Genomic DNA, 21636 nt, shown 5'->3' on the forward strand with positions numbered 1-21636 from the left:
TAATAAAAGTGGTGGGAATGTTTTAGGCTACCCCACCATGAGCGGGGAAAATTTGGGAGGTGGGCTTTGTTGAAACAGGTCAGGAGCCTGATAGCTGTTTTTCCAATGAAATTGTGGATTCACTTTAACTTCAGAGCTTGGATGAAACACATCTACTTTTTCATTTTGTACAATCAAATGCGTCATCGATGGTAGATGATCTTGATGATCTTCACCGATTTCTAAATCGCTACTGAATGTTTTTATGTTTTCTGACTGTCCATTATGATCGTGTTGACGACTATCGCTGGCACACAAGGTATTTTGGTGATGACCAAAATGATAACTCTGCTGTGATTGAGGCTGTTGTTCATGGACACAAAAGGCCGCCGCCACATTCCAAAAGCTTTGGAACATGAACAATCCAACCAAGACTGTAATCCATGTAGTAGAACGCATCATCATAACAATCGAAAAATTTGTACCAAGTATAAGGCTTAGAGCCACTCCAAGGTCAAGCTTAATAAATTAAATTAAACATTCAATGAACACTGAATAGCCGGCACTTTTGCAAATTTACCTTGTCTCTATAAGCTCACATCAATTTCAGGTAAGAATAACAATAGATAGTGAACCGTACCGGGTTTGTCGGAGACTTTTTATTTAAGTTAGGCCACCTGACCTAACGGGTTAATCTTATCATTGTACATTGCTTCAAACTCAAAAGGCGATACATTGTCAACGGCATTCTAAAATTGACCCCTTTTACCTTACAAATGGCAAAGTAAAATTGCCCCCTGAAATCAGAGAAAGAGCGGTTCAATTACTAATTGAATCTGAAAAAGATTATCCTTCTACTTGGGCAGCAATCACAGCTATTGATCCTAAAATCGGTTGTACTCCTGAAACATTGCGTGTTTGGTATCAAAAATATTTAGATCAACAAAATCCTGTCAAAGTACAACAGATATCTGATCAAGAAAAAATGAAGGGTAATCCCCCCTAAAATACTAGCTCTTTAAAAGAGGCAGTATTATGCTTTTACAACATGGTGTTTAACTTGAGAAACTGAATTTAAAACAATCTACTGTAACTCTTCCAGACAGATATGAAATTAATCCACCCCTAGCCCCTTAAACACAGCATCTACCGGATCTGCATAAAAGCTGGTCTGGAACTTGGTAAACAGTTCCACAGGAATCGTTGGGATATCTGCCGCACTACTCATTGGCAAAGCAACCTTCTTGGCACCCGCATCAAAAGCAACTTGCAGACATTCGGCAATACTTTCCACCGGTGTCACTGAACCACCCAAGCTCATATCACCCAGTACCACCATCTGACTTTGAACCGATCGTCCTAAGAGGCCAGAAGCGAAAGCCACTAAACTTGGCAGAGCAAGATGGCTGAGCGGGCCGGTATTCTGTAATTCCACCACATGTAAATGGAAATCATGTTCCAGCACCTTACTCCCCCCCGAGATCCGGGATGCATTGGCCTTGAAGTAATCAAAAGCAATCTTGACCTGTTCTTTGGCACTACTTGAATTCCATAAGCCAGATGTCGCCAATTTTCCTGAACCTTTAGTGACTTGAAGTTCTAAGCGGTATAAGCCTGGCATGCCCTTATTACTGAGGCCAATGGTATACAGAAAACCTGGTTTAGCAGGACCTTCGGGAATAAGTCCGCCACCCCCCTGCTCTTTGACTGAAACAAAATGCTCTTCTAAGGTGTCATTGTCGATATAGCTGAAATGCACATCATAGAATTCCATCCCTCCAATTTTCTTCAGCTGTTCTTTGACCCGACGGCGCACCTGCAGTGCATATTCCAGGCATTGCCGTACATCTTCTTTGTTAAACTGACCATGTGGGTAGAGCAGCTTCATCAATCCAGAAACCGTCTTGCGAACGGCGATCACATCACGCTGATTCAGGTTATTCCCTAGCTTGAAGTACTTCTCAATGGCATCCGCAAAACTACGCTTACGCATTTCCCGGAAGAATTCAGCAAGATAATCAACGATTAGACCATAACGGTTGGTAAAGAATTCCGGACGCATTTTTGGAATTTCCCAACCCGGGATATAGGCATGAAAGCGATCAAAGAATGCTGAATCGATCATTGCTTCAGGGAACGGCGCCAAGAGATGGCTGGTTTTAACCAGAGATTCCACACTTTGGTTGATATTACCCACAAAAACCATCGAAGCTGAGGCTTCCATCTGTTCACGACCACGGGCAAAAGATCCTGAGGCCATATAGTCTTTCATGATCTGAACGCCATCTTTGTCCTTAAAGGAAATACCGGCAACTTCATCAAAGGCCACCACATCCCACAACCCCACCAGACCAATACGGCGGCTACTCATGTTATAGAACAGATTGGCGACAGTGGTTTGCCCACCTGAAACTAGAATACTATTCGGTGAACACTCTTTGTAAATATGGCTTTTCCCGGTACCGCGTGGTCCAAGTTCACAGACGTTATAGTTATTTTCAACGAACGGAACCATACGCGCTAATAGGTGCCATTGCACGTCCTCTTTTAACGAAGCCGGTTCCATGCCGATCGAACGGATTAAACTCTCGCGCCACTGATCAGTGCTTAATGCTGCTCTGCCACTGAAAAGTTCATCCATATTCATATTCGGCATTTGAATCGGCTTGAGTAAACTCACCCCAAATGGAGAATTGGTTTGTCCTTCTTCAAAATAGTAACTGAGCGTAGCAATGACCCAGATACCACCAACAAGTAATTTTTCATACTCTTTGACGATGCCTGCCGAGATTTCGGCATCTTTAATGCCCAGATTACTAAATGATGCTTCGTATTTGTCTTTACGCTCATTCAGCTTTACGGTCACCCGATCAATGACCTTATAACTGCCACGTTCACGGATCAGGGATTTCACCTTCTCGGCTTCATCAGGTCGTACATAGTTCTCTGCCAGCACGGTCTTTACGTTACGCAGTCCCTGCTCAATGATCTCTGGATCATCCGAGGCACAGTACATCCCCAGTAGGTATTCGAGTACATAGACTGGGACATTGGCCCCTTCTTTGATCAGTTTAGTTAGATCCTTACGTACCACCCGCCCAGCAAAGTGTTCATTCAGCAGCTGATCCAGTTCTTTATCGTTAGCAGATTCCATGTAGGCTACGCTCTATCGTTAATTCGTTATCAGAAGAAGTCATCGGTAAATGCCAAATCAATGGTGACCTTATAGCGTTGCATCTCGATATTCAGGTCTTTGTCCTTCAGTACCAAGAAGTAATCTTTCTTACGGTCAAAATCAGTGCCAGACAATGACAGCCTGACCTGCTTGACCCGATCGGCAACAGAGTCGGTACTGCTATCAAAAGTCAAAGTTTCTTCACTGGAAACTTTGAGATCCCCATCATAAATGGCAATCGATAGGGTTACTGGCATAACCAGCTCACTGACAGCTTCGGTTTGCATCAAATCAAACTTCTGGATGTTACTGACCATCTTCAAGGTAGATTTGGTAGAAATAACACCGACTTTACGCTTGGTTCGTTGTCCAGCCTTTTCACCACGTAGCTGTTTTACCATCAGTACCGGCACCACAATTTCCTGAGGCATGATGCCGCCATGCACGAAACGTGAGCCTCCTACAAAATGGAAACGGTTCGCCCCTTTTGGAATCCAGAAATCAGTCGCAGATAATGTGCCTGCCGTAGCTTGGGTTGAGCCTTTCCAGGCTTCCTTGCTCTCTGGTAAACCATGCCCAATCACATAGCGTTTTTTGCTCTTCAATGTATTGGCAGGTTTTTCAGTCAAGCTTGAACGATCCGCAGATTCCAGTTTACTTTGCTGGAACAGGAAGCCATGGTCGGCTGTAATCAACAGGGTAGAAATATTGAAGTGCATTAAGATTTTGCGGCTGAGTTCGGTCAGCTCTTCAATGGCATGTTCTACCGCCATAAAGGTTTCTGATTCTGTCGAGGCGCTGTCACCGCGTGCATCAATCACGTTGTGATAAACGTAAATCAGCTCATGGTCTTTCAGCGCTTCACGGCCTTCATCACGCGACCAGCCTTTTACCATTTCAGCGGTGACTGCCAGACCATTATAGGCCGCCAGAATTTTGGATCGTGCTGCAGTCCCTTTGCTGGACTGCCCATCTACTAAAACATCATCCCCTGCGGCCTCTTTGTACTCCAAAGTCTGATGCGGCAATAACGAGGCCATGCCAAGTGTGGTGTAACTTGGGACAACGCCCAGCTGTGAAGACAAGGTCGCTTCGGAATAACGCTTTTCATTAATACGATCACGCAGCTCTACCGCAGCTTCATAGCGAAAAGCATCACTGATAATTACCACAATACGGCGTTTCGTTGCAGAACTGAGTAAGGGTCTGACGTGAATATCGTAGAAGTTCTGCTGGTTTGGGATATCTGCCATTTTCCAGACATTCAAGCGTTGCTCAGCTTCAATCCGCTCTCCCCAGTTTCGTGCCAAGTGGTCAATAAACCAGTAGGAATAGCAATTTTCGACTTCTTCATCGAGTTTTTTCAGGATATCGACATGAGCGCGTTGAGAAGCAGCACTGTAGTGGCGGTAGGCCAGATCAAAGCGATACAGCTCCTGCTTGTAGGCTTTATACAAAGCTTCGCTGGAGTCGAAATAAAACCCGGAATCAAACTGCTGTCGCAGGCTGAACAGCTCAATCGCTGCCTGCAACGCTGTATAGACGGTACGGTATTTACGGCGGGTTGCATCGTCCTTATGCTTGGACGCCCAATAGCCATCCAGACGGGTAGAAATAATCGTTCTGAAATGTTCCAGTTCAGCTTTGGCTGCTGCGGGGATATGACTGGCCAAATCAACAATGATCTTTTGTTCAATCACTTCAAAGGTCATGACATCGAGCAGCTGCTCCAGATCAAAAGCCCCGACCTTTTCTTGGATCCGCAGTGCATTGGCCACGCTCTGGGAGAGTGTATCGAAGGTTGGGTAGTATTTAGAACTGTCTCTCCAGCGCGACAAAAAGGCTCTAGCCGTCGCACGGGAGCTGACGGATGACATCACCAGTTCCTGAGCCCATACCGGTACATCGCCCAAGCTTTCACAGAAACCTGTAGTCATCAAACGGATAAAGAACGTACCGAGCTTGAATGGCACTTCCCCATTCAATTCTTCAACCGATGCTGGATAACCAATTTCCGCCTGTAATGCGGTGACTAAAGCTGGCACCAGTTGGAACTTTTCCAGTTCAGCAAAGGAGTCTGGATTGACTTCCAGACTCAGATTCTGCTGTACCATTTCATCTGCCAGTGCCAGAACGATATGCATAAGTTCGGCACTGTCAGCCTTGACCACAGCCGCAATCATGGCCATATCCAGATCCTGTTCATCTGCATCAGACTGGATATAGCGTTTCAATGTACTCAGACGGGCTTTGGCTTTGAGGAACTCTTCACGTTTGGCCAGATGTTCTCTTAAACTTTGTTGTTGTAAACCGAGCTCATTGAAAATAATCGAGAAACGATCGGCATAGAAGCTGCGTGAATACAGCTTGATGTCCAGTAACCAGTCTTTTTCGGTTTCAGGCTCAGGGCTTGGGAAATACAGCAAGTATTTACCCTGCTGATCCTCAAGTTCCAGTTTAAGCTTAATCGCAAGGCTGGATTCTTCTGCCATATTCAGAATCTGGACATCATTTAGCTCTAGGGCTTTGATTTCTTCAGTAAATGACTGTTCTGCATCGTACCAAAAGACAATTCGATGCTGTTCAGTATAAAAGGCTTGTTCCAGGCCTTGTTGAAGTTGACTTAAGTTCATGCAACCACCTCTGCATGATCTAGTGTGGAAGAAAAGCTATTCATTATTTCTCCCCCGTCACAGCTTTCACTTCAGCCAACAAGTCCCCAAACTTGCCATAGTTCACTTTCACCCCATCATCTAGATCCAGTGAAATACGCTGATCGGCATAGTGACGCAGCTTTTCCTCAAAGGTACTGAGTTCAGCTTGTTGCTTATGCAAATCTTGCAGTTTTTTCTCGATACGTTTGATTTCAGCCGCAGAGTCACTACTTTCTTTTGCTGTTTCTAGAGAATTAGCATAAGCAGCCATTTTGGAAATCAGTGGCATGACGTATTCAGTACGCATACGCGCCAAGGTGCTTTCGTTATAGCGGTGCAAATACACCAACGCCTGGAAAGCGCCTTGTTTACCACTGCTAAATAACCAGTAGATCGGACGCTTTTTATAGGTTTGCATGTGGTCTTTATAGAATTTACTAGCAAGATAACGGCGAATGGTGTCTTCAGCGGTTTCACTAGCTTTTTTATCCAAGCTTTCTGCCAACCACAGCATATTAGCGTCTAGTGTGTCTTTACCCCACACTGCAGTTAAGAACTCTTGGATACGGTGTGTAGCATCATCTTCAAACCAGTGCATTTCGGTGAGTGGAATAATACCGTCAGCATCGGCTGGGAATGTCTGATAACGACTAGGATCAAAGTCTTGATTGCCTGCATGGGCATAGATCAAGCCAGGTTCATCTAGGCTATAGCGTCCCATCATGCAACCAAGTGCATAAGAAACTAAACGCTGGCTGTCTTTTTCACGGTCGGCACGGGTTAGGGTGATTTGTTCATCGGGTACATCAGGCGTCAGTTCGTCCTGTAAACCATAAGCATCAATAAATAGCTTATTGTTTTCTTCTTCTAAGCGTTTCATCTCAGCCACGGCGTCAGCATTTTGCTGTTGCCAGGTGTTAAAAGCTTGTTCGAGGTTTAGCTGCCCCGTACGGATAATTGGGTTTTGAGTAAAGTCCCATGAAGTTTCATAGGAGTCCCAATCCGATCTAGATATATCAACCAGAGACTGGATAACTTTATTTATAGGAATTGAATCAAATTTCACTACTGGCAATTTACCAATATGCCCTGCTTCATAATTTAACGTTGGACTTATGATGTTTAAAAGGCTTATAGCTATTTTAGAATTCATAAAACCTAAAAATACATCTAAATGTTCATTCGAAAATAAAGCTTTCCCTCCGCTTCCAAAAATAGAATTCGTCATTTTTCTCATTGAAGGAAGGCTACTTGATATTCCAGACCAAGTAACACCTGTTTTAAAATAAAATTCTGGACTTACTATTCGACCTCCAGCTGCCCCTTTTGTTTTTTCTCTTATATCACGACCATTATTTTTCCAATTTACCACATACACCTCATTACCAGCCCATTTTCTAAAATCTCCCCCTTTAACAAATGGAAACCACATATAGTCACTATCTTGAGTATTAATAATGCTGGTAATACCAAATCCAATTTTTAAATATGAAACCTCAAACCAGAATCTTAAAAATTGATTATTGTCTGTAGTTGATAGGCCACTTTTAGGTTCTGCAACATCATCCACATATTTTCCTAATATAAAAATTTCTCTTACCTTTTCACTCACCCAATAAGCCACAGGACTACCTGGAATTTTCTTAAAGTCATCTTGAATCGTTGAATCAAAGCGATTTAGTCCTGCTTTTAATTCATTTTCTTTTTGATCCTGCTCTGTATCCACTAACCTAAAAAATACGGGCTTGAACCCATTTAGATGTTTACCTTGCATCACAAATGCAGTCGCTTGTACCACCTCTCCTGAGATTTCAGGGAATGCTCTTGCACCTAAATGTGCCATAGTTTGAATCGTGCGATCTTGTAACAGCTTTTCACGCATCGCCTCATAAGAGGATAAGAACATCCAGCTTTGCATAGCGACCATGCTGTTAAAGCCATTGTCCTTACACCATACAAATCCACGCTCAATAAACATGGCAAACAGGTCTGACTTGCTGTCAGGGAATTTTTTCTTCGCAAAATCTTTAAGTGCTGTATTCATGCCCTTACCGCCCATATACGGCGGGTTTGCAATTACTGCATCATATTGTTTAGCCAGTAATATAGCTTGTTGTACTAAAGGCAATAACTCTTGTGCTGACTGCTGTGCAAAAATATCTCCTGATTCTAATGCTGTATTCAGCTTGGTTTCTAAGTCAGGTAGTTTCTTCGCAAATGCTGCAGGAATTTGAATTAAAGAACCAAAGGTCGAAGAGTGTTCAAATAAACCCAGTAACTCTTTTAAATCTGCCTGTGCAATACCGGTATTTGCCAAGTCCTGACTGAATGCGTCTAAACGTTCAGGTTGGCTGTCTTGCAACGCAATAATATTCAGCTTCGGTGGATTGCTAAATAAACGGCGGTCGTCCTCACGCGCTTTCATTAACAATGCAAAACTAGCTAATTGTGCTGCACGGGTATCAATATCAATGCCGTACAGGTTGTTTTCCAGAATCAAACGTGGAATATCTCGGCTGCGGTAGCCACGTTCTAAATAAATCGCTTTTAAGCAATCATAGGCTTCCACCAGAATATGCCCCGAACCACAGGCCGGATCCAACACCGTAATACTTTCTGGGTTTAAGCTATCGCCATCTTCACTGATCCGCACATCAATCAGCTGTTTCAGCTGTGCATTGACTTCATCGGTCTGTTCCGCCGGCTGAATATAGTATTCCCATGCGCTGGCCAGGGTACTTTCCGGCTGTGCCATCATCCATAAACGACCGACACTATTCTGCACCAGATACTTCACAATCCAGTTTGGGGTGAAGAGTTGCGTCGCGGCAGGAATGTCCTCACTCTTGACAACTTTACCAATCACTTGATCTTTCTTTTCAGAAATATAGAACTGATACAACCAGCCAATAATCTGCACATCATTCCAATCTTCTTCTGGAATACTGCTCACCAAATCACGGATCAAAGAATCGGTTTTGGTTAAATTGTCAGGTAATAACAGTTCTGACTCATCAGAAACCTGTTCAAATAGGAGTGGCATCACCTGATTCAACGCATGACATTGAGCCAGTAATAGCTCCCGATACAGCTCTTCGTCTTTATTGCCATCTAGCTTGAGATCAGCCACACGGCTGGCATCTAAATTCGGTAGCTCAATGTCCAGACATTCTTCCAGAATTTGTGGCAAGCCTGCACTGCCATCGGCACTACTGAGTACACGGCGACCATGATCCAGTAAGCCTTTGCATTCCATATAACGAATCGCGCAGAGACGGTTAAACCAGCTGTAAGCGATATAATCAATCGTCTGCTCAAAACTGCTGGTTTGAATGCGTTTGATCAGCTTGTCACGTGGTTTCATGACTGATAGCGGAAAAACCTGATCGCCAATCAGCAGCAAGTCGCCTTTCTGTTCAGCCGGTAAAATGCGGTCTGCGGTGATGCCATATTTGGCGGCCTGCTTGCGCATCGCTGCGATAAAATCATTTCGTGCTTGCGGTGCGTATTTTTTAATATTACTGGTATTCATCTTTAAACCTTTAATCAATGACTGATGCCGATATCCCTAAGCCCTGTTAGCGGATACGCACACGCTTTTTGTCACTCACGATTTTTTTCAATTCAGCTTTGAGTGCGTCTACAAACTGATCCACTGATTCTTCTGTTTCCAGATAGACACTACTGGAGCTTTTGCTGTAAATGCTGGCGACATCGACTTCCACCACCGGTTTCGGTGGCACTACGGCTATCGCAGGCTGTACCGGACTCGCAGCAGGTGCTGATGTAGCTGGGCTGGAGGTGGTTGCAGTGTTGGTTACACTCTCGGCTTTGCGCTGAGCCAGTTGTGCCGCTTTGGCCTGTCGCTGGATTTCCGCCTGAACTTCGCTTTCCAACTCATACAAGGCTTCATCAAAACGCTCGACGGCGGTTTGGGTTTGCAGCATATAAATGGTGGACAGGCTAGTTTCCACTTCAATATCCGCTTTGAGCAATTGCAGCGGACGCAGTAGCTTGTTACTCAGCTCAGCTGTAGCAATGCCGCTGTTCTTGATTTCAGCTTCCAGCTGTTTGATCTTGTCATCCAGCTGCTCTAGCGCCTGACTGCGTTTTTCAGTTAGTAAGCGTTGATTGACACTTTCCACGGTGCGAACCAAATCAGCAACTTTATTTAACAGGCCATAGGGAGATTCAAGGGTGGAAATACGATGTAATTCAGACAGGGCTTTTTTTGCCACATCATCACTGCCCAACGCCTGTTTGTTTTTCTCAAAATGACGTAAGGCCTGTTGCAGTTGCTGCCAGCTCGGCATCTGGTTAGTGAAGAACTCATGAATATCACGATAATCTTCTTCCAGATCCAGATAGTCGTCCTTGTTCTCGACCACGGCCTTAAAGAAATCAAAGCTGTCGCTATTCGCCAGCAGACGTTCCAAAGTCAGAATCGACTTTTCAATCACTTTCTTGCCTGGGAACTGCCCGACATCAGTTTTACTCTTATACGACTTAAAGTTGGCTAACCAGTTTTTAAAATGTTGGGTATAGAATTCAAATAGCTCTTTTTCTGTCGCTGGTCCCATGGCCGAGAATAGGTCTTGGGTGAGTTGGCGTGCCTGTTTCAACACCTGATCATCAGTCTGGCGTTTTTTAATGATCGACACATCACGGCGACGACGGCTGTTTTGTAAAGGCTCAAAGGCCTCTTTCAACTGTAAGCTGCCGCCATTTAACTGCAGAGAAATCCGCCCCATTGCCGCCAGCTGACCTACCAGCAGTAAAATCTCGGCATCTGGCCAGCCATAAGGGCGTTTGGCAAAACGATCTATCACATCCGAGACCAGAATACGCTCTGTACCAGTGGCCCGTAGTGCAATGTACTGCTCTACTTCCTGTAGGGCTTTCGGATTGCTTTGACCGCCATCCAGAGACAATCCGAGTTGCGCCATATCATCAACAGTCAAGACGGCGTTCAGTTCACGCCAGGCATCCTGCTGATAGACCTGCAAATAGCTCAGTTTGGTATAAGTGTTTTCCAGCAGATAACGACAAGCCTCATCCAGCTTGGTGGTTGGACTTGAAGATGAAAGTTGTAGATGTTGACCCAAGGCATAACTTTCCGCGTCCAGCAACATTTCTTCGACCCGGGCACGCAGACGTTTTTTACGCTCCTGATTCTCACGGCCACGGTCTGCCAGAATACGGGTGATATCGGATTGGGTACCATCATCATTTAAGCGGATGAATTTATTGGTTTTCAGCCAGGTGCGCAGTTCATTAAAGAACTGTTTATCGTCTGCCAGTTTAAACAGTACCTGCCCTTCGGCCTCGGCGCTCTTACCAATACAGAAAGCTTCTGTGTAGAGGTTATATTCCGTATCCAGTGGAGAAATGATTTCAACTTTCAAATCGCTCTCATACTTGCCATCCAGGCTATGACCATCCAGAAAACGACCAATCTGATAGTCCATCTTGTTGGCTTGATGGCGGTATTTGTTCTGATCCCTCAGTAAATCTTTAAAGATTAGATTAGCTAACTCTTTATTTTCTTCTGAAGCCGCTAAGTCTGTGGCTTTAATTTTACGGGTAATATCGCGTTCTTCATTGGTCAGGAACAGGAACTCATCACCATTCCTAGTAATCAGGCTCTCTTTTTCCAGACGCAGTAGGCTCTCTTCAATCCGCTTGCGCAATGCCAGCTTATCTTCATCAATTTTCTCAATCGACAAAGTCACCAGGTTATCCAGCGTACCTTTGATGATATCGACATAGCGGATCATGAACAGGGTACGCAGCATCTGCACATCAAAACTATCCAGGGTTTTATTCTGCCCTGCCTGGTCGATGGTACGCTTCACTGCTGTATCCAGAAATCCTTCCACTGAAGTATAGAAGCGGTGGAAAGGAACCAGGGCCCCGACTTCATCTGTAGCAATCGCATTCGCGGCCATCTGGAACGCATCCAACATGGACCGTTCACCATAGGCCAGGTGTGCACCGGTCGCACCGACCTTACGGATTTCTTCAAAAACTTTCTGCACCAGCTGGAAATGGTACGGCGCAAAAGGATAGTTATTGATAAAGCTGTCTGGACCCTCATAGTTCTTGAGTGTTGGGCCTGAACGGTCAAAGGTGATCTGGTTTTTTAAGATATCGCCCTTTTGCTCAAACACTGATCTGAGCAGTGCTTCAGCTTCCGGGGTTTTACGTAATAAACGTTTCTGGATGACTTCATCGGTATTGGAACTGGACAGTGATAACCGGGTTTTAAAACGTCCAGCAATCTTGGAGAAGTCATTGGCTTTGGAAGAAGACATCTCACCTAAAACAGCATCGATGTCTGCCTGCGAGGTGACGATAATCCAAGCGCGGCCTTTACAGATCGTACCCAAGTTTTCAGTAATGGTTTGCAGTGTCAGCATCAAGCGGGTATCGCTGCCAATAAACTGCCCCACTTCATCGACCAAGAACAACATGCGTTGCTGGGGTCCTTTGCTGTCCAGGTATTCTTTCACCCACTGACAGAAGTTTTCCACCGAAACACTAAAGGTCTGCTCAGAATCCTCAAACCATTTATGCGCAGCTTCAGCAGATAAGTTGAGGGCTTGGGAAATTGCGGTTTCGACATCATCCTGATAGAACTGATAGCCGTCACGCTCCTCTAGCCAGGACATGCCGCTAGATTCTTCAAAAGCCTGTTTAAAGCGCTCATACACCCCTTTCTGGCTCAGGTGACGTTCCATATGTGCAATATGTGGATGATCGGCACTAAAACCCTGATATTCGTTAAACACGCGTAAAAACACATTCAGAATCGGATTACCATCATCATTGGAGCTGGCTTTACTGTCGATATTAAATAGGATGACATCGGCATGATGACTAACCGCTTTACCAATATCCGCACGGATAAACGCATCCCGGATTTTGCTTTCATCAAAGAATTCTGCAGCACTGCGTTCGTTACCTTCCGCGTCACGTGCCACTTTATTGGCCAGAATATACGACAAGGTTTTCAGGAAATGTGATTTACCTGAACCAAAGAAGCCCGAAATCCATACGCCGACACGGTTGGCAATCGAAGGATCGCTTAGGTCTGTGCCATAAGACTGGAAAAAGTCCCGAAAATGCTTTTCCAGTTCATTGGTGACCACATACTCATCGAGTTCCTGATAAACCGTAGTATTGTCATTCTGGTCTGCTTTTACGACCCCGTTAATCGCACGATCTAATGGCTTATAAAAAAGTTCTTTAATGTTCATCTCAATCAATTCCCCGGAATTCTTATTTCTATTTGCCGTGTTAAGGCACTAATCTGAATGCTCTGTAGTAATTATTGCTTGGAATTTTTCCAAATAAACTCATCGCTTGACCGTCGTAATAACCTGGGTAAAACAGCACCACTGGCTTATGCCCCAGTAACGAATGCAAACTGTTTAATAAGTGATGGGCACGTAACAGTGGCCAAACCGACCCAACCCCAGTCATCAACACAATATCTTGCGCATTGGTGGCATATTTACTCACCAGATACGGCGCGAACTTATCCATATGCAGTGGGCCCTTTAAGGCTTTGAGCAGCGCTTCATCGCCTTTGGCTTTTTGCATTTGAATGGCTTTATCGATGAAGTTACGCTCAGCCAGATAATCCACCACGGCTTGCAGCAGGTTGATATTCACCACCTTCAGCTGACTGTGTTTTTTCTCCAGCATCCCTTCGAGAAAATGCAAATATTCGCGCACTTTCAACTCATCTTCAGGCGCATAATCAAAAATCCAGAAGCCAATTTCATTGCCCAATCCTTGTCCAGTGAGAAACTCAGTGGAAAGAATTCGCTCTGGAATCTGGTTCAGACGCTCATGTATTGTTTGACTCATTGCTGCCCCTCTACAACTACCGCGTCCATAGCGACACTTCCATAGATCTTTTAATGCGTTGTTTATAATGTTCTTCCAACAGGCTACGCAGCTCTGCTCTGACGATCACGCGCTGCAACTCCAGCTTACGGGTACTTTTTAAGTAACCGGCTTCTGCCAGCATGCGAAACACCACCTGCCCCATTTTTTTCTTGCTGGACTCTTTCCAATCAAAGATATCCGGATCACGTTGTGAGCGTTCATCCAAAAAATCTGACCAGATATAACTGTCCAGGTATTGAGCCTGAGAGATATAGGCCTCTCTCATCACCGTTTCCATAAACTCAAGCAGCAACAGGTTGCGTTCCAATGCGCCACAAAAAGCCACCTGGGTCGCCAGCTCATCATCCCCATCACGTAGTGCTTTCCAGAAATCAGGCTCCAAGCGCTCCAGACGCTTACGAATAGCGGTGGCATTGCGTTGCGCCGAAGCCGCAGTTCTTTTTTGCAGAATATTGTCAATCTGAATGGCCTGATGCCATTGTTCTGGAGTCGCCTCTCGTAATAACAGATCCGCGATCAGCCGGCTTTCACGTACCATCAGTGAGCCACCAATTAGGTCACTGTCATAATGAAATTGTTCTAACATAGCCAATCTCCTATGAAGCTTGATCAAACAGGTAAGATGACAGCTTTTCGATATCTGAGCGTTGTAGTACCAAGGGATATTTCAAGGCATCATCCGCCTCAGCCAGCGTGATCGCGGCCTGATATCGCTGCAAAGTATAGTGAGCCAAGGCTTTTTTCACCGGAATCTGTAATCTGCCATCAGGCATGCCGAAGTCTTTTTCGACCAGCGCTTTTTGAGCTGCATTCAATTTTGGATTCGGGATCAGCGTCAGTACAATTTCTTCATGCCATTGCTGATCCTGAGCAGGGTCTACTGACTCAATCGCCATCACAACAGGTGTGCGATCAATTCTGGAGAGTAAAAAGTCCTTAAACTGCTTGCTCTGATGGCAATAGGCACGGACATGCCAGCGAAAACCGGTATACACCAGGGTGTGTGGGGAAATGATGCGTTCATGCCACTGCGGATTCTGCATCGAGGCATAAATCATTTTTAAAGTACTTTGGTTGCGGCAGGCACGCAAAACTTCCCGAATCACTTCAGGACGTACACTGCGATCAGGTAATTGAACTGCTGTAAGATTCGGTTCTGGCATCGCAATAAGGGCATGCGATTCACTGACCAAGCCCGAGAGCATATTGAGATATTCATTGATATGCGCTGTAGTCAGTACAGGCTGGAAGCTGGCCTTAGGCACATAACCCTTGACGGAGGGGTCATGAATCAAGGCATCGGGGTTATACAGCGTATTGTAACGCTTGATATCCGCAGAAGCCTGCTGTCGACTGAGCCCAAACCAGCTCATCAAACGATTGGTAACCAAACGACCTTCCCAGTAAGCAAGCAACTCGATGGCTCGCATTCGAAGAAGCACTTCATGCTTATCTGTCGTCATATACCAATCAGTCAATAAATAGCAGCTTTAAGATTACCCTACAGCAAATATACAGTAAATATTTTTGACGGTATTTAAAGGTAGTATTGCAATCATCAGATAAAAAATATACTAGTATCCTGATGATAGCCGTCAAAGTACGATCTCTAGCAGATCATGGATCCTGGTATAGCGCGTGAATTGAGCTAAGTTTTAGAATGAGAGAAATATGGGTTTTAGATTTCGTAAAAGTATTAAATTATTCCCGGGTTTTAAAATTAATCTGACCCATAAAGGCATCAGCAGTGCCAGCATTGGCAAACCTGGTGCTTCTCTAAATATTGGGAAAAAAGGTACGCGAACCAGTGTCGGCATTCCAGGTACGGGACTATCTTACTCTAAACACCAACCTTACTCTAAAAAGACCCGTGTTCCACAACCGACATCGCTAGAACACACGGAATATAATCCTCAGAATTTAGAACAACCGAAGGCAAAGATATGGCCTTGGATTATTTTTGGAATATTGTGTTTTATGGTGGGTGCCGTCATTTTTTAGCAAGAACCGCATTGTATTTTAATCAAAAAAAAAATGCCCAGATGGATGAATGGGCAAACTAAGGAATTAATATCCTTCAGAAACTCCAGCGCAATTCTCGCTACTTTCAGTAAGCGACTCTGGCTCAATCATGATAGTCTGACTCAATCGAGTCGAGGTAAATCGATCCATCACAATTGGAGCAGAAATTATGCTTGATCACACTCTTGGTTAATGCTGAAAAGTCTTTGAGTTTTAATTAATAAATAATAGTATCCATGTCTACCCTCAACTTTACTTATTTTCAGATAGCAACCAATCGAGAGCACTCATTTTTACAATACCATTATAATTCGCTTCAGTCCCTATCGTGTCTAATGTAAGCAAATACTTGGGATACGAATCAGAAATTTTCTGTAATGGACGTAACTCTCGGCTGAGTGTCTCCTCATTGAGCGTTTCTAATGCCACCTGATAATAAGTTAAATTCTGTAAAGTATCGACAGCAACAAAATCAATTTCATATTCATCAACCCGCCCTACATAGACCGTATAACCTCGTCTGACAAGCTCAAGATAAATCACATTTTCTAAGATATGACCTTGATCAGCATTAGCATCAGGCAACATAATCCGGCGCAATCCGACATCAACTAAATAGTATTTTTCAGAGGATTGTAATAACTCACGCCCGCGTACTTTAAATTGTGCGGCACTATAAAATAACAAACTGTCCTGTAAGCCCTGAATATAGCGTTTTACTGTTTCAAATGAAATTTTAACCCCACTTGAAACAAAGGTATTTTTAATTTTATTGATGGAAATAGCTGAGCCTGTCACGCTTGCCAAATATCTTGTGACACGCTCGAGAGAGTTAATATCGGCAGTATTCAAACGTGGAATAACATCTTTAAACATTACACTGGCATAGACCGCTTGCAAGTAATCATAAGTTTCCTGCTGGCTAGTCATGGCAAGCGTATAAGGGAAACTACTGCGCGTATACATGGCATACAAATCACGATTTGATAATTGTTGGATGATCGGATTATTTTCAATATGCCACTGTTTAAATTCTTGGAATGAAAGGGGTAAAACATGTTGCTCTATATAGCGTCCTGTAAGTAAAGTCGCAAGTTCTCCACTTAGAAAGAATGCATTTGAGCCTGTAATATATAAATCGATATAATCCCGAACATATAAAGAGTCGACTACTTTCTCAAAATTTGTAACATGTTGAATTTCATCTAAAAAAACATAGTTTTTTTTACTTTTATCAACTTTGGATAATACATAATCATGTAGTTTACGGTAATCGGTGAGTTCTTCAAATTCCATAAATTCGAAGTTGATGGCAATGATGTTTTCGGCTTGTACGCCCTGTGCTTTTAGGTCTTGTTGAAACATCGCCAATAAGGTGGATTTTCCAGAGCGACGCACACCTGAAAGTACTTTAATGACATCACGGTCTTGCCATGTATTCAGAAATTTTAAGTAGCCATCACGTCGAATATTAGCGCTTCTCATTATTTACACTTAGAATCTAAAGTTTTAATAAATTCTATCAAATTTTAGAATGTATATGTAAATATATTTAGTTTTAAGAAAAGTTTAAAGGTTAAGTGAAACATTCAAAGCTGCTGTAGAAGCATGTAAACATGCAGATCTGATCAAAATCCAAATTCTGTCTTTTTGATTATTTTCCATGTCATGTTATTTCATTTATGCTACGAGTTAACTGCTATATAAATTAAGTGAAAAGTAAATGGAACTAAGTTGTTAACTAGAGTGGAACTCATTTTTGTTGTGCTGATGGTCTCAGCCTTAATCCTAATTGCTTATGAAATGCTAAAAGGTTTATTTTAGAGCATCTATACAATTTTTGATCAAAAAAAGCCCACAGAGGGAATCTATGGGCGAAACTAAGGACCTTGACGGTCATTCAGAAACTACAGCTAGTTTCTGGTTGTGATTCTGGACTGAATTAAAAATAACCATATTGGCTGAATGTATCAAAAGTTAAATCATGTGATTAATCATTGATACTTCTGCAAAAATGAGCTCATCGCTCTGTTGATTAATACAGTAATTCACCAAACAAAGCCGCTCTAATCTCTTCCAGGCTCAGATCTGATTTCATCCTATTACAGATGGGATGAACCAGCAGACCATTCTCTAGAACACCTTGCCCACCTACGGCTTTGGCAATCCGATGATCCGATTCAGTAGAATCAAGATAGATCAATCCATCACAAATGAGGCAAAAGTTATGATTACCCACCAGAAAATTGTGCTTAAGCAGACTCTTGGTTAATGCCGAAAAGGCCTTGGGCTTTGACCGAGAAATTGGACTAATCGACTCCACATATCCCACTCTATTGTAAACAAGACATTTTTATCTTTTATATTCAATGGCTTATTTTCCTGCTAATTGGTAATACCATGAAAAATACCATGCTCAGAAAAGGCTTAACAATATTTTGAAAAATTGCCTACTGAGCGCTGCCGCACAGCTCCATAGGCCGCTTTCCTGGCTTTGCTTCCAGATGTATGCTATTCTGCTCCTGCAGCTAATGGATCACCGCAAACAGGTTACTCGCCTGGGGATTCCCTTTCGACCCGAGCATCCGTATGAGACTCATGCTCGATTATTATTATTATAGAAGCCCCCATGAATAAATCGCTCATCATTTTCGGCATCGTCAACATAACCTCGGACAGTTTCTCCGATGGAGGCCGGTATCTGGCGCCAGACGCAGCCATTGCGCAGGCGCGTAAGCTGATGGCCGAGGGGGCAGATGTGATCGACCTCGGTCCGGCATCCAGCAATCCCGACGCCGCGCCTGTTTCGTCCGACACAGAAATCGCGCGTATCGCGCCGGTGCTGGACGCGCTCAAGGCAGATGGCATTCCCGTCTCGCTCGACAGTTATCAACCCGCGACGCAAGCCTATGCCTTGTCGCGTGGTGTGGCCTATCTCAATGATATTCGCGGTTTTCCAGACGCTGCGTTCTATCCGCAATTGGCGAAATCATCTGCCAAACTCGTCGTTATGCATTCGGTGCAAGACGGGCAGGCAGATCGGCGCGAGGCACCCGCTGGCGACATCATGGATCACATTGCGGCGTTCTTTGACGCGCGCATCGCGGCGCTGACGGGTGCCGGTATCAAACGCAACCGCCTTGTCCTTGATCCCGGCATGGGGTTTTTTCTGGGGGCTGCTCCCGAAACCTCGCTCTCGGTGCTGGCGCGGTTCGATGAATTGCGGCTGCGCTTCGATTTGCCGGTGCTTCTGTCTGTTTCGCGCAAATCCTTTCTGCGCGCGCTCACAGGCCGTGGTCCGGGGGATGTCGGGGCCGCGACACTCGCTGCAGAGCTTGCCGCCGCCGCAGGTGGAGCTGACTTCATCCGCACACACGAGCCGCGCCCCTTGCGCGACGGGCTGGCGGTATTGGCGGCGCTGAAAGAAACCGCAAGAATTCGTTAACTGCACATTCGGGATATTTCTCTATATTCGCGGTTCAGCAGGCATGTCCCCTTTGAGGGCGACCCGACGACAGGATAATCGACCTTATGGTGCGCAAATATTTCGGCACAGACGGTATTCGTGGCAAAGCCAACGAAGGCGCGATGACGGCGGAAACCGCCTTGCGCGTCGGCATGGCGGCTGGCCGTGTCTTTCGTCGCGGTGACCACCGCCATCGTGTCGTGATCGGCAAGGATACGCGCCTGTCGGGCTATATGCTTGAACCCGCGCTCACAGCCGGTTTCACCTCGATGGGCATGGACGTATTCCTTTTTGGCCCGCTGCCGACAACGTAATAGGAAGAATAAACGCCCTTTTCACCCAAGTCCAAATTAATTTGCCGATTCCATAATCAGGGTGTATTACAATTCCATAGAGTTTTTCAATCCAGGTGGTTTAGCTGATAACTTAACGATTGATCAGCTTCTTCGTGAAGATTACTCGCCATGGGCGCGCAATAAAAGGATATCTGCCACGTTCAAAGAAGCGCATTTTATTGAAAAATATGGGTCAGGCATCAAACGAATCCAAGAAGGCTTCGCATCCTATGGTCTGCGTCCCCCTGTCTTTGAAAATTTCCAGCACGGTTTTCGAGTTATTGTCTCATCAAAGCTACTTTTCGAATCTAATGAGGGAGTAAGTGAGGGAGTAAATCTACTATTTAATCAGATAAGAACTAATCCAGGAAAGCGTGCACCATTTTTAGTAAACGAGCTATTAGTTCCTGTCAAGATAGTAGAGCGGTGGCTCAAAATCTTAAGAGATGATCATAAAATCGAGTTTCGAGGAGCTCCTAAAAGTGGAGGATACTGGCTAAAATAGAAATCAATGATACTCTTAAGTGGCACCAATCGAACTCCTATTTTAGCATTTAAAAAAGTATCCTCACATCATTTTATTGAACAATACCTAAGGCTGCTCTGGCGGCATTGATATGATTATCGTCGTTGCACTCTACCGCAAAAGCGCCATATGCTAATGGAGCTGCAGCAGCCCTCTCTATAGATTGTTCGTAGAGCCTATCCCATATCGTTCCGCCTTGTTTAGCATACTCCGTTATCAAACTCTTCAGGCTATCCTCTCCAAAAACCGATACGTGACCAGAAAAGTCCAGTGCAGGATCACCCATATGCGCAGTAGACCAATCTATGATACCAGAGGTCTTACCTTCCTTCGAGGTTAAGACATGCCCTGCATAGAGATCGCCATGGATGAAACAAGTGAATTCAGGCCACAAAGGGTCATTGTCCAACCATCTACGGTATCTGTTTTCCAACGGCTCGCTGATACCTATCTCAGATTTCACCAAGTGGATACGGTCAGCTATTTCGGTCCTCAATTCACTTGGAGTCATTATTTTCAAGTTGCTCTTTCTCACATCGTCAGCTGTAATACGATGTAATTCGGCCAATGATTTTGCCAGAGACTCCACATAAGCTATGCTATCGCGATCTATGTTCCAAGAAACCTCATGTGTTATCGCATCGAATGTCAGAGCAGGCGCATCCTCCAGTAAAGGGTAGGCTATTAGGCGCTCCGATACAATTTTCCAATCAGGGACATTGATCGACAGGTTTCTTTTGGCTAAATCCAATATTCTACTTTCATTTTCGATTTGTTCAAGCATATCGCTTCTTCGAGGTATACGGAGTACCCAGTTCTCACCGTTTACTTCCTTTACAAAGGCAACTCTAAAGTCGATGCCCATCTCATTGACGCTCATCTCTTCCGAAATTCTCAGCCCATGCTCTAGGGCTAATGTTTGCATATCTTCGATTGTCATTTCTATACTGTTTTCTTTTATTAAATTGGTACCAGTTCCCCCGACAGGACATTCTGAATGTCATATACAGGTGTAACACTTTACCCATATTCTTTTCGTATGGATAACACTTCCCATCAGGGAACAAAAATCTGATACATGAATTAATTGTGAGACAGTAGACCTACTGTCGCATTGAAGCCATCTCGGCGACTATTTGATTAGGAAAACCAAGGCTTTGCCATCATAGCCTTATCATAGAAGTATAACATAGTTGTAAAGATAGAAAATTATTTTTTATTCATCCATGATGTTATTATTTTATAATAACATCATCTAAACATGTCCTGTCGCTCTTTTGTGCTGTGATATTTCATACCTATTAACTGCTTTCGTTTGAATTATACGACGTTCTACTCACAATAGGGCAAGGGTTACTCATTCCGTAGGATGCGGTTCACGTATAGGAAGAATAAACGCCCTTTTCACCCAAGTCCAACAGCTTTGGACCGCAGTTGACTCTTTCGACACCCCTGCGATGCAACCCAATCCGGCTGACGGGGAGCCAGCAACGCTGAAAATTTACCCTCCTCTTTCCCACTAGCGGCTCCTTTTCCGACAACCAGCACGGCGGATCCCTGCC

At 44.3% G+C, this 21636-nt stretch carries 13 protein-coding genes and 3 pseudogenes; 5 read left to right on the forward strand and 11 right to left on the reverse strand.

What is annotated here, in order from left to right; translation table 11 throughout:
- Window positions 1-27: 27 nt before the first annotated feature.
- Complete coding sequence (locus tag G0029_RS17545) at window positions 28-444, reverse strand: cation efflux protein, CzcI-like (protein ID WP_227591950.1); 417 nt, start codon at window positions 442-444, stop codon at window positions 28-30.
- Between the two features lie 289 nt (window positions 445-733).
- On the opposite strand from G0029_RS17545, the pseudogene G0029_RS17550 reads away from it, so the two are divergent.
- Window positions 734-970 (forward strand): annotated as a pseudogene (locus G0029_RS17550) (hypothetical protein); the annotation flags it as partial.
- Between the two features lie 123 nt (window positions 971-1093).
- On the opposite strand, the gene brxL reads toward G0029_RS17550, so the two are convergent.
- Genes brxL through G0029_RS17585 form a run of 7 tightly spaced genes read right to left on the reverse strand, consistent with a single transcriptional unit; the run spans window position 1094 to window position 15188 of the window.
- Window positions 1094-3133, reverse strand: coding sequence for a protease Lon-related BREX system protein BrxL (brxL, locus tag G0029_RS17555; protein ID WP_180109698.1), 2040 nt, complete (start codon window positions 3131-3133; stop codon window positions 1094-1096).
- 29 nt (window positions 3134-3162) lie between these two features.
- Complete coding sequence (gene pglZ / locus G0029_RS17560) at window positions 3163-5787, reverse strand: BREX-1 system phosphatase PglZ type A (RefSeq protein WP_180109697.1); 2625 nt, start codon at window positions 5785-5787, stop codon at window positions 3163-3165.
- A 43-nt stretch (window positions 5788-5830) separates the two neighbouring features.
- The gene (gene pglX, locus G0029_RS17565; RefSeq protein WP_180025628.1) at window positions 5831-9340 is read right to left on the reverse strand and encodes a BREX-1 system adenine-specific DNA-methyltransferase PglX; all 3510 of its coding nucleotides are present in this window, start codon (window positions 9338-9340) and stop codon (window positions 5831-5833) included.
- A 46-nt stretch (window positions 9341-9386) separates the two neighbouring features.
- Window positions 9387-13067, reverse strand: coding sequence for a BREX system P-loop protein BrxC (gene brxC, locus G0029_RS17570; RefSeq protein WP_180025627.1), 3681 nt, complete (start codon window positions 13065-13067; stop codon window positions 9387-9389).
- A gap of 40 nt (window positions 13068-13107) precedes the next feature.
- Window positions 13108-13683, reverse strand: a complete 576-nt coding sequence (locus G0029_RS17575) for a DUF1788 domain-containing protein (protein WP_005403808.1) — start codon at window positions 13681-13683, stop codon at window positions 13108-13110.
- A gap of 16 nt (window positions 13684-13699) precedes the next feature.
- The gene (locus tag G0029_RS17580; RefSeq protein WP_180025626.1) at window positions 13700-14311 is read right to left on the reverse strand and encodes a DUF1819 family protein; all 612 of its coding nucleotides are present in this window, start codon (window positions 14309-14311) and stop codon (window positions 13700-13702) included.
- A gap of 10 nt (window positions 14312-14321) precedes the next feature.
- Window positions 14322-15188, reverse strand: coding sequence for a WYL domain-containing protein (locus G0029_RS17585; RefSeq protein WP_160255371.1), 867 nt, complete (start codon window positions 15186-15188; stop codon window positions 14322-14324).
- Window positions 15189-15396: 208 nt separating this feature from the next.
- On the opposite strand from G0029_RS17585, the gene G0029_RS17590 reads away from it, so the two are divergent.
- Window positions 15397-15726: a DUF4236 domain-containing protein gene (locus tag G0029_RS17590; protein ID WP_005403805.1), complete on the forward strand. Its 330-nt coding sequence runs from the start codon at window positions 15397-15399 to the stop codon at window positions 15724-15726.
- Window positions 15727-15999: 273 nt separating this feature from the next.
- On the opposite strand, the gene G0029_RS17595 is transcribed toward G0029_RS17590, so the two are convergent.
- Together G0029_RS17595 and G0029_RS17600 are read right to left on the reverse strand one after the other, a co-directional pair.
- Entirely contained in the window at window positions 16000-17232 is a 1233-nt protein-coding gene (locus tag G0029_RS17595; RefSeq protein ID WP_160255372.1) for an ATP-binding protein, read from the reverse strand.
- 550 nt (window positions 17233-17782) lie between these two features.
- Window positions 17783-18094 (reverse strand): annotated as a pseudogene (locus G0029_RS17600) (HNH endonuclease signature motif containing protein); the annotation flags it as partial.
- Window positions 18095-18376: 282 nt separating this feature from the next.
- Between G0029_RS17600 and sul2 the strand changes: the two are divergent.
- The 3 genes and pseudogenes from sul2 to G0029_RS17615 all read left to right on the forward strand — a co-directional run bounded on the left by sul2 (window position 18377) and on the right by G0029_RS17615 (window position 20053).
- Window positions 18377-19192 (forward strand): sulfonamide-resistant dihydropteroate synthase Sul2, encoded by an 816-nt coding sequence (gene sul2 / locus G0029_RS17605; RefSeq protein ID WP_001043260.1) that lies wholly within the window; start codon window positions 18377-18379, stop codon window positions 19190-19192.
- Between the two features lie 86 nt (window positions 19193-19278).
- A pseudogene (gene glmM, locus G0029_RS17610) lies at window positions 19279-19521 on the forward strand (phosphoglucosamine mutase); the annotation flags it as partial.
- 67 nt (window positions 19522-19588) lie between these two features.
- Complete coding sequence (locus tag G0029_RS17615) at window positions 19589-20053, forward strand: ATP-binding protein (RefSeq protein WP_071830580.1); 465 nt, start codon at window positions 19589-19591, stop codon at window positions 20051-20053.
- Window positions 20054-20126: 73 nt separating this feature from the next.
- On the opposite strand, the gene mph is transcribed toward G0029_RS17615, so the two are convergent.
- A complete protein-coding gene (gene mph / locus G0029_RS17620) occupies window positions 20127-21014 on the reverse strand; it encodes an Mph(E)/Mph(G) family macrolide 2'-phosphotransferase (protein WP_071830579.1) in 888 nt (295 codons plus the stop codon).
- Window positions 21015-21636 lie beyond the last annotated feature (622 nt).

It is taken from the genome of Acinetobacter sp. YH12138, assembly GCF_015218525.1.
Taxonomy (GTDB): domain Bacteria; phylum Pseudomonadota; class Gammaproteobacteria; order Pseudomonadales; family Moraxellaceae; genus Acinetobacter; species Acinetobacter amyesii.

What these genes read in the sequence shown, in the direction of transcription:
- G0029_RS17545 (WP_227591950.1), bottom strand. Translation starts at nt 444, where the DNA reads ATGATGATGCGTTCTACTACATGGATTACAGTCTTGGTTGGATTGTTC.
- sul2 (WP_001043260.1), top strand. Translation starts at nt 18,377, where the DNA reads ATGAATAAATCGCTCATCATTTTCGGCATCGTCAACATAACCTCGGAC.
- brxC (WP_180025627.1), bottom strand. Translation starts at nt 13,067, where the DNA reads ATGAACATTAAAGAACTTTTTTATAAGCCATTAGATCGTGCGATTAAC.
- mph (WP_071830579.1), bottom strand. Translation starts at nt 21,014, where the DNA reads ATGACAATCGAAGATATGCAAACATTAGCCCTAGAGCATGGGCTGAGA.
- G0029_RS17580 (WP_180025626.1), bottom strand. Translation starts at nt 14,311, where the DNA reads ATGTTAGAACAATTTCATTATGACAGTGACCTAATTGGTGGCTCACTG.
- G0029_RS17575 (WP_005403808.1), bottom strand. Translation starts at nt 13,683, where the DNA reads ATGAGTCAAACAATACATGAGCGTCTGAACCAGATTCCAGAGCGAATT.
- G0029_RS17585 (WP_160255371.1), bottom strand. Translation starts at nt 15,188, where the DNA reads ATGACGACAGATAAGCATGAAGTGCTTCTTCGAATGCGAGCCATCGAG.
- G0029_RS17590 (WP_005403805.1), top strand. Translation starts at nt 15,397, where the DNA reads ATGGGTTTTAGATTTCGTAAAAGTATTAAATTATTCCCGGGTTTTAAA.
- pglZ (WP_180109697.1), bottom strand. Translation starts at nt 5,787, where the DNA reads ATGAACTTAAGTCAACTTCAACAAGGCCTGGAACAAGCCTTTTATACT.
- pglX (WP_180025628.1), bottom strand. Translation starts at nt 9,340, where the DNA reads ATGAATACCAGTAATATTAAAAAATACGCACCGCAAGCACGAAATGAT.
- G0029_RS17595 (WP_160255372.1), bottom strand. Translation starts at nt 17,232, where the DNA reads ATGAGAAGCGCTAATATTCGACGTGATGGCTACTTAAAATTTCTGAAT.
- brxL (WP_180109698.1), bottom strand. Translation starts at nt 3,133, where the DNA reads ATGGAATCTGCTAACGATAAAGAACTGGATCAGCTGCTGAATGAACAC.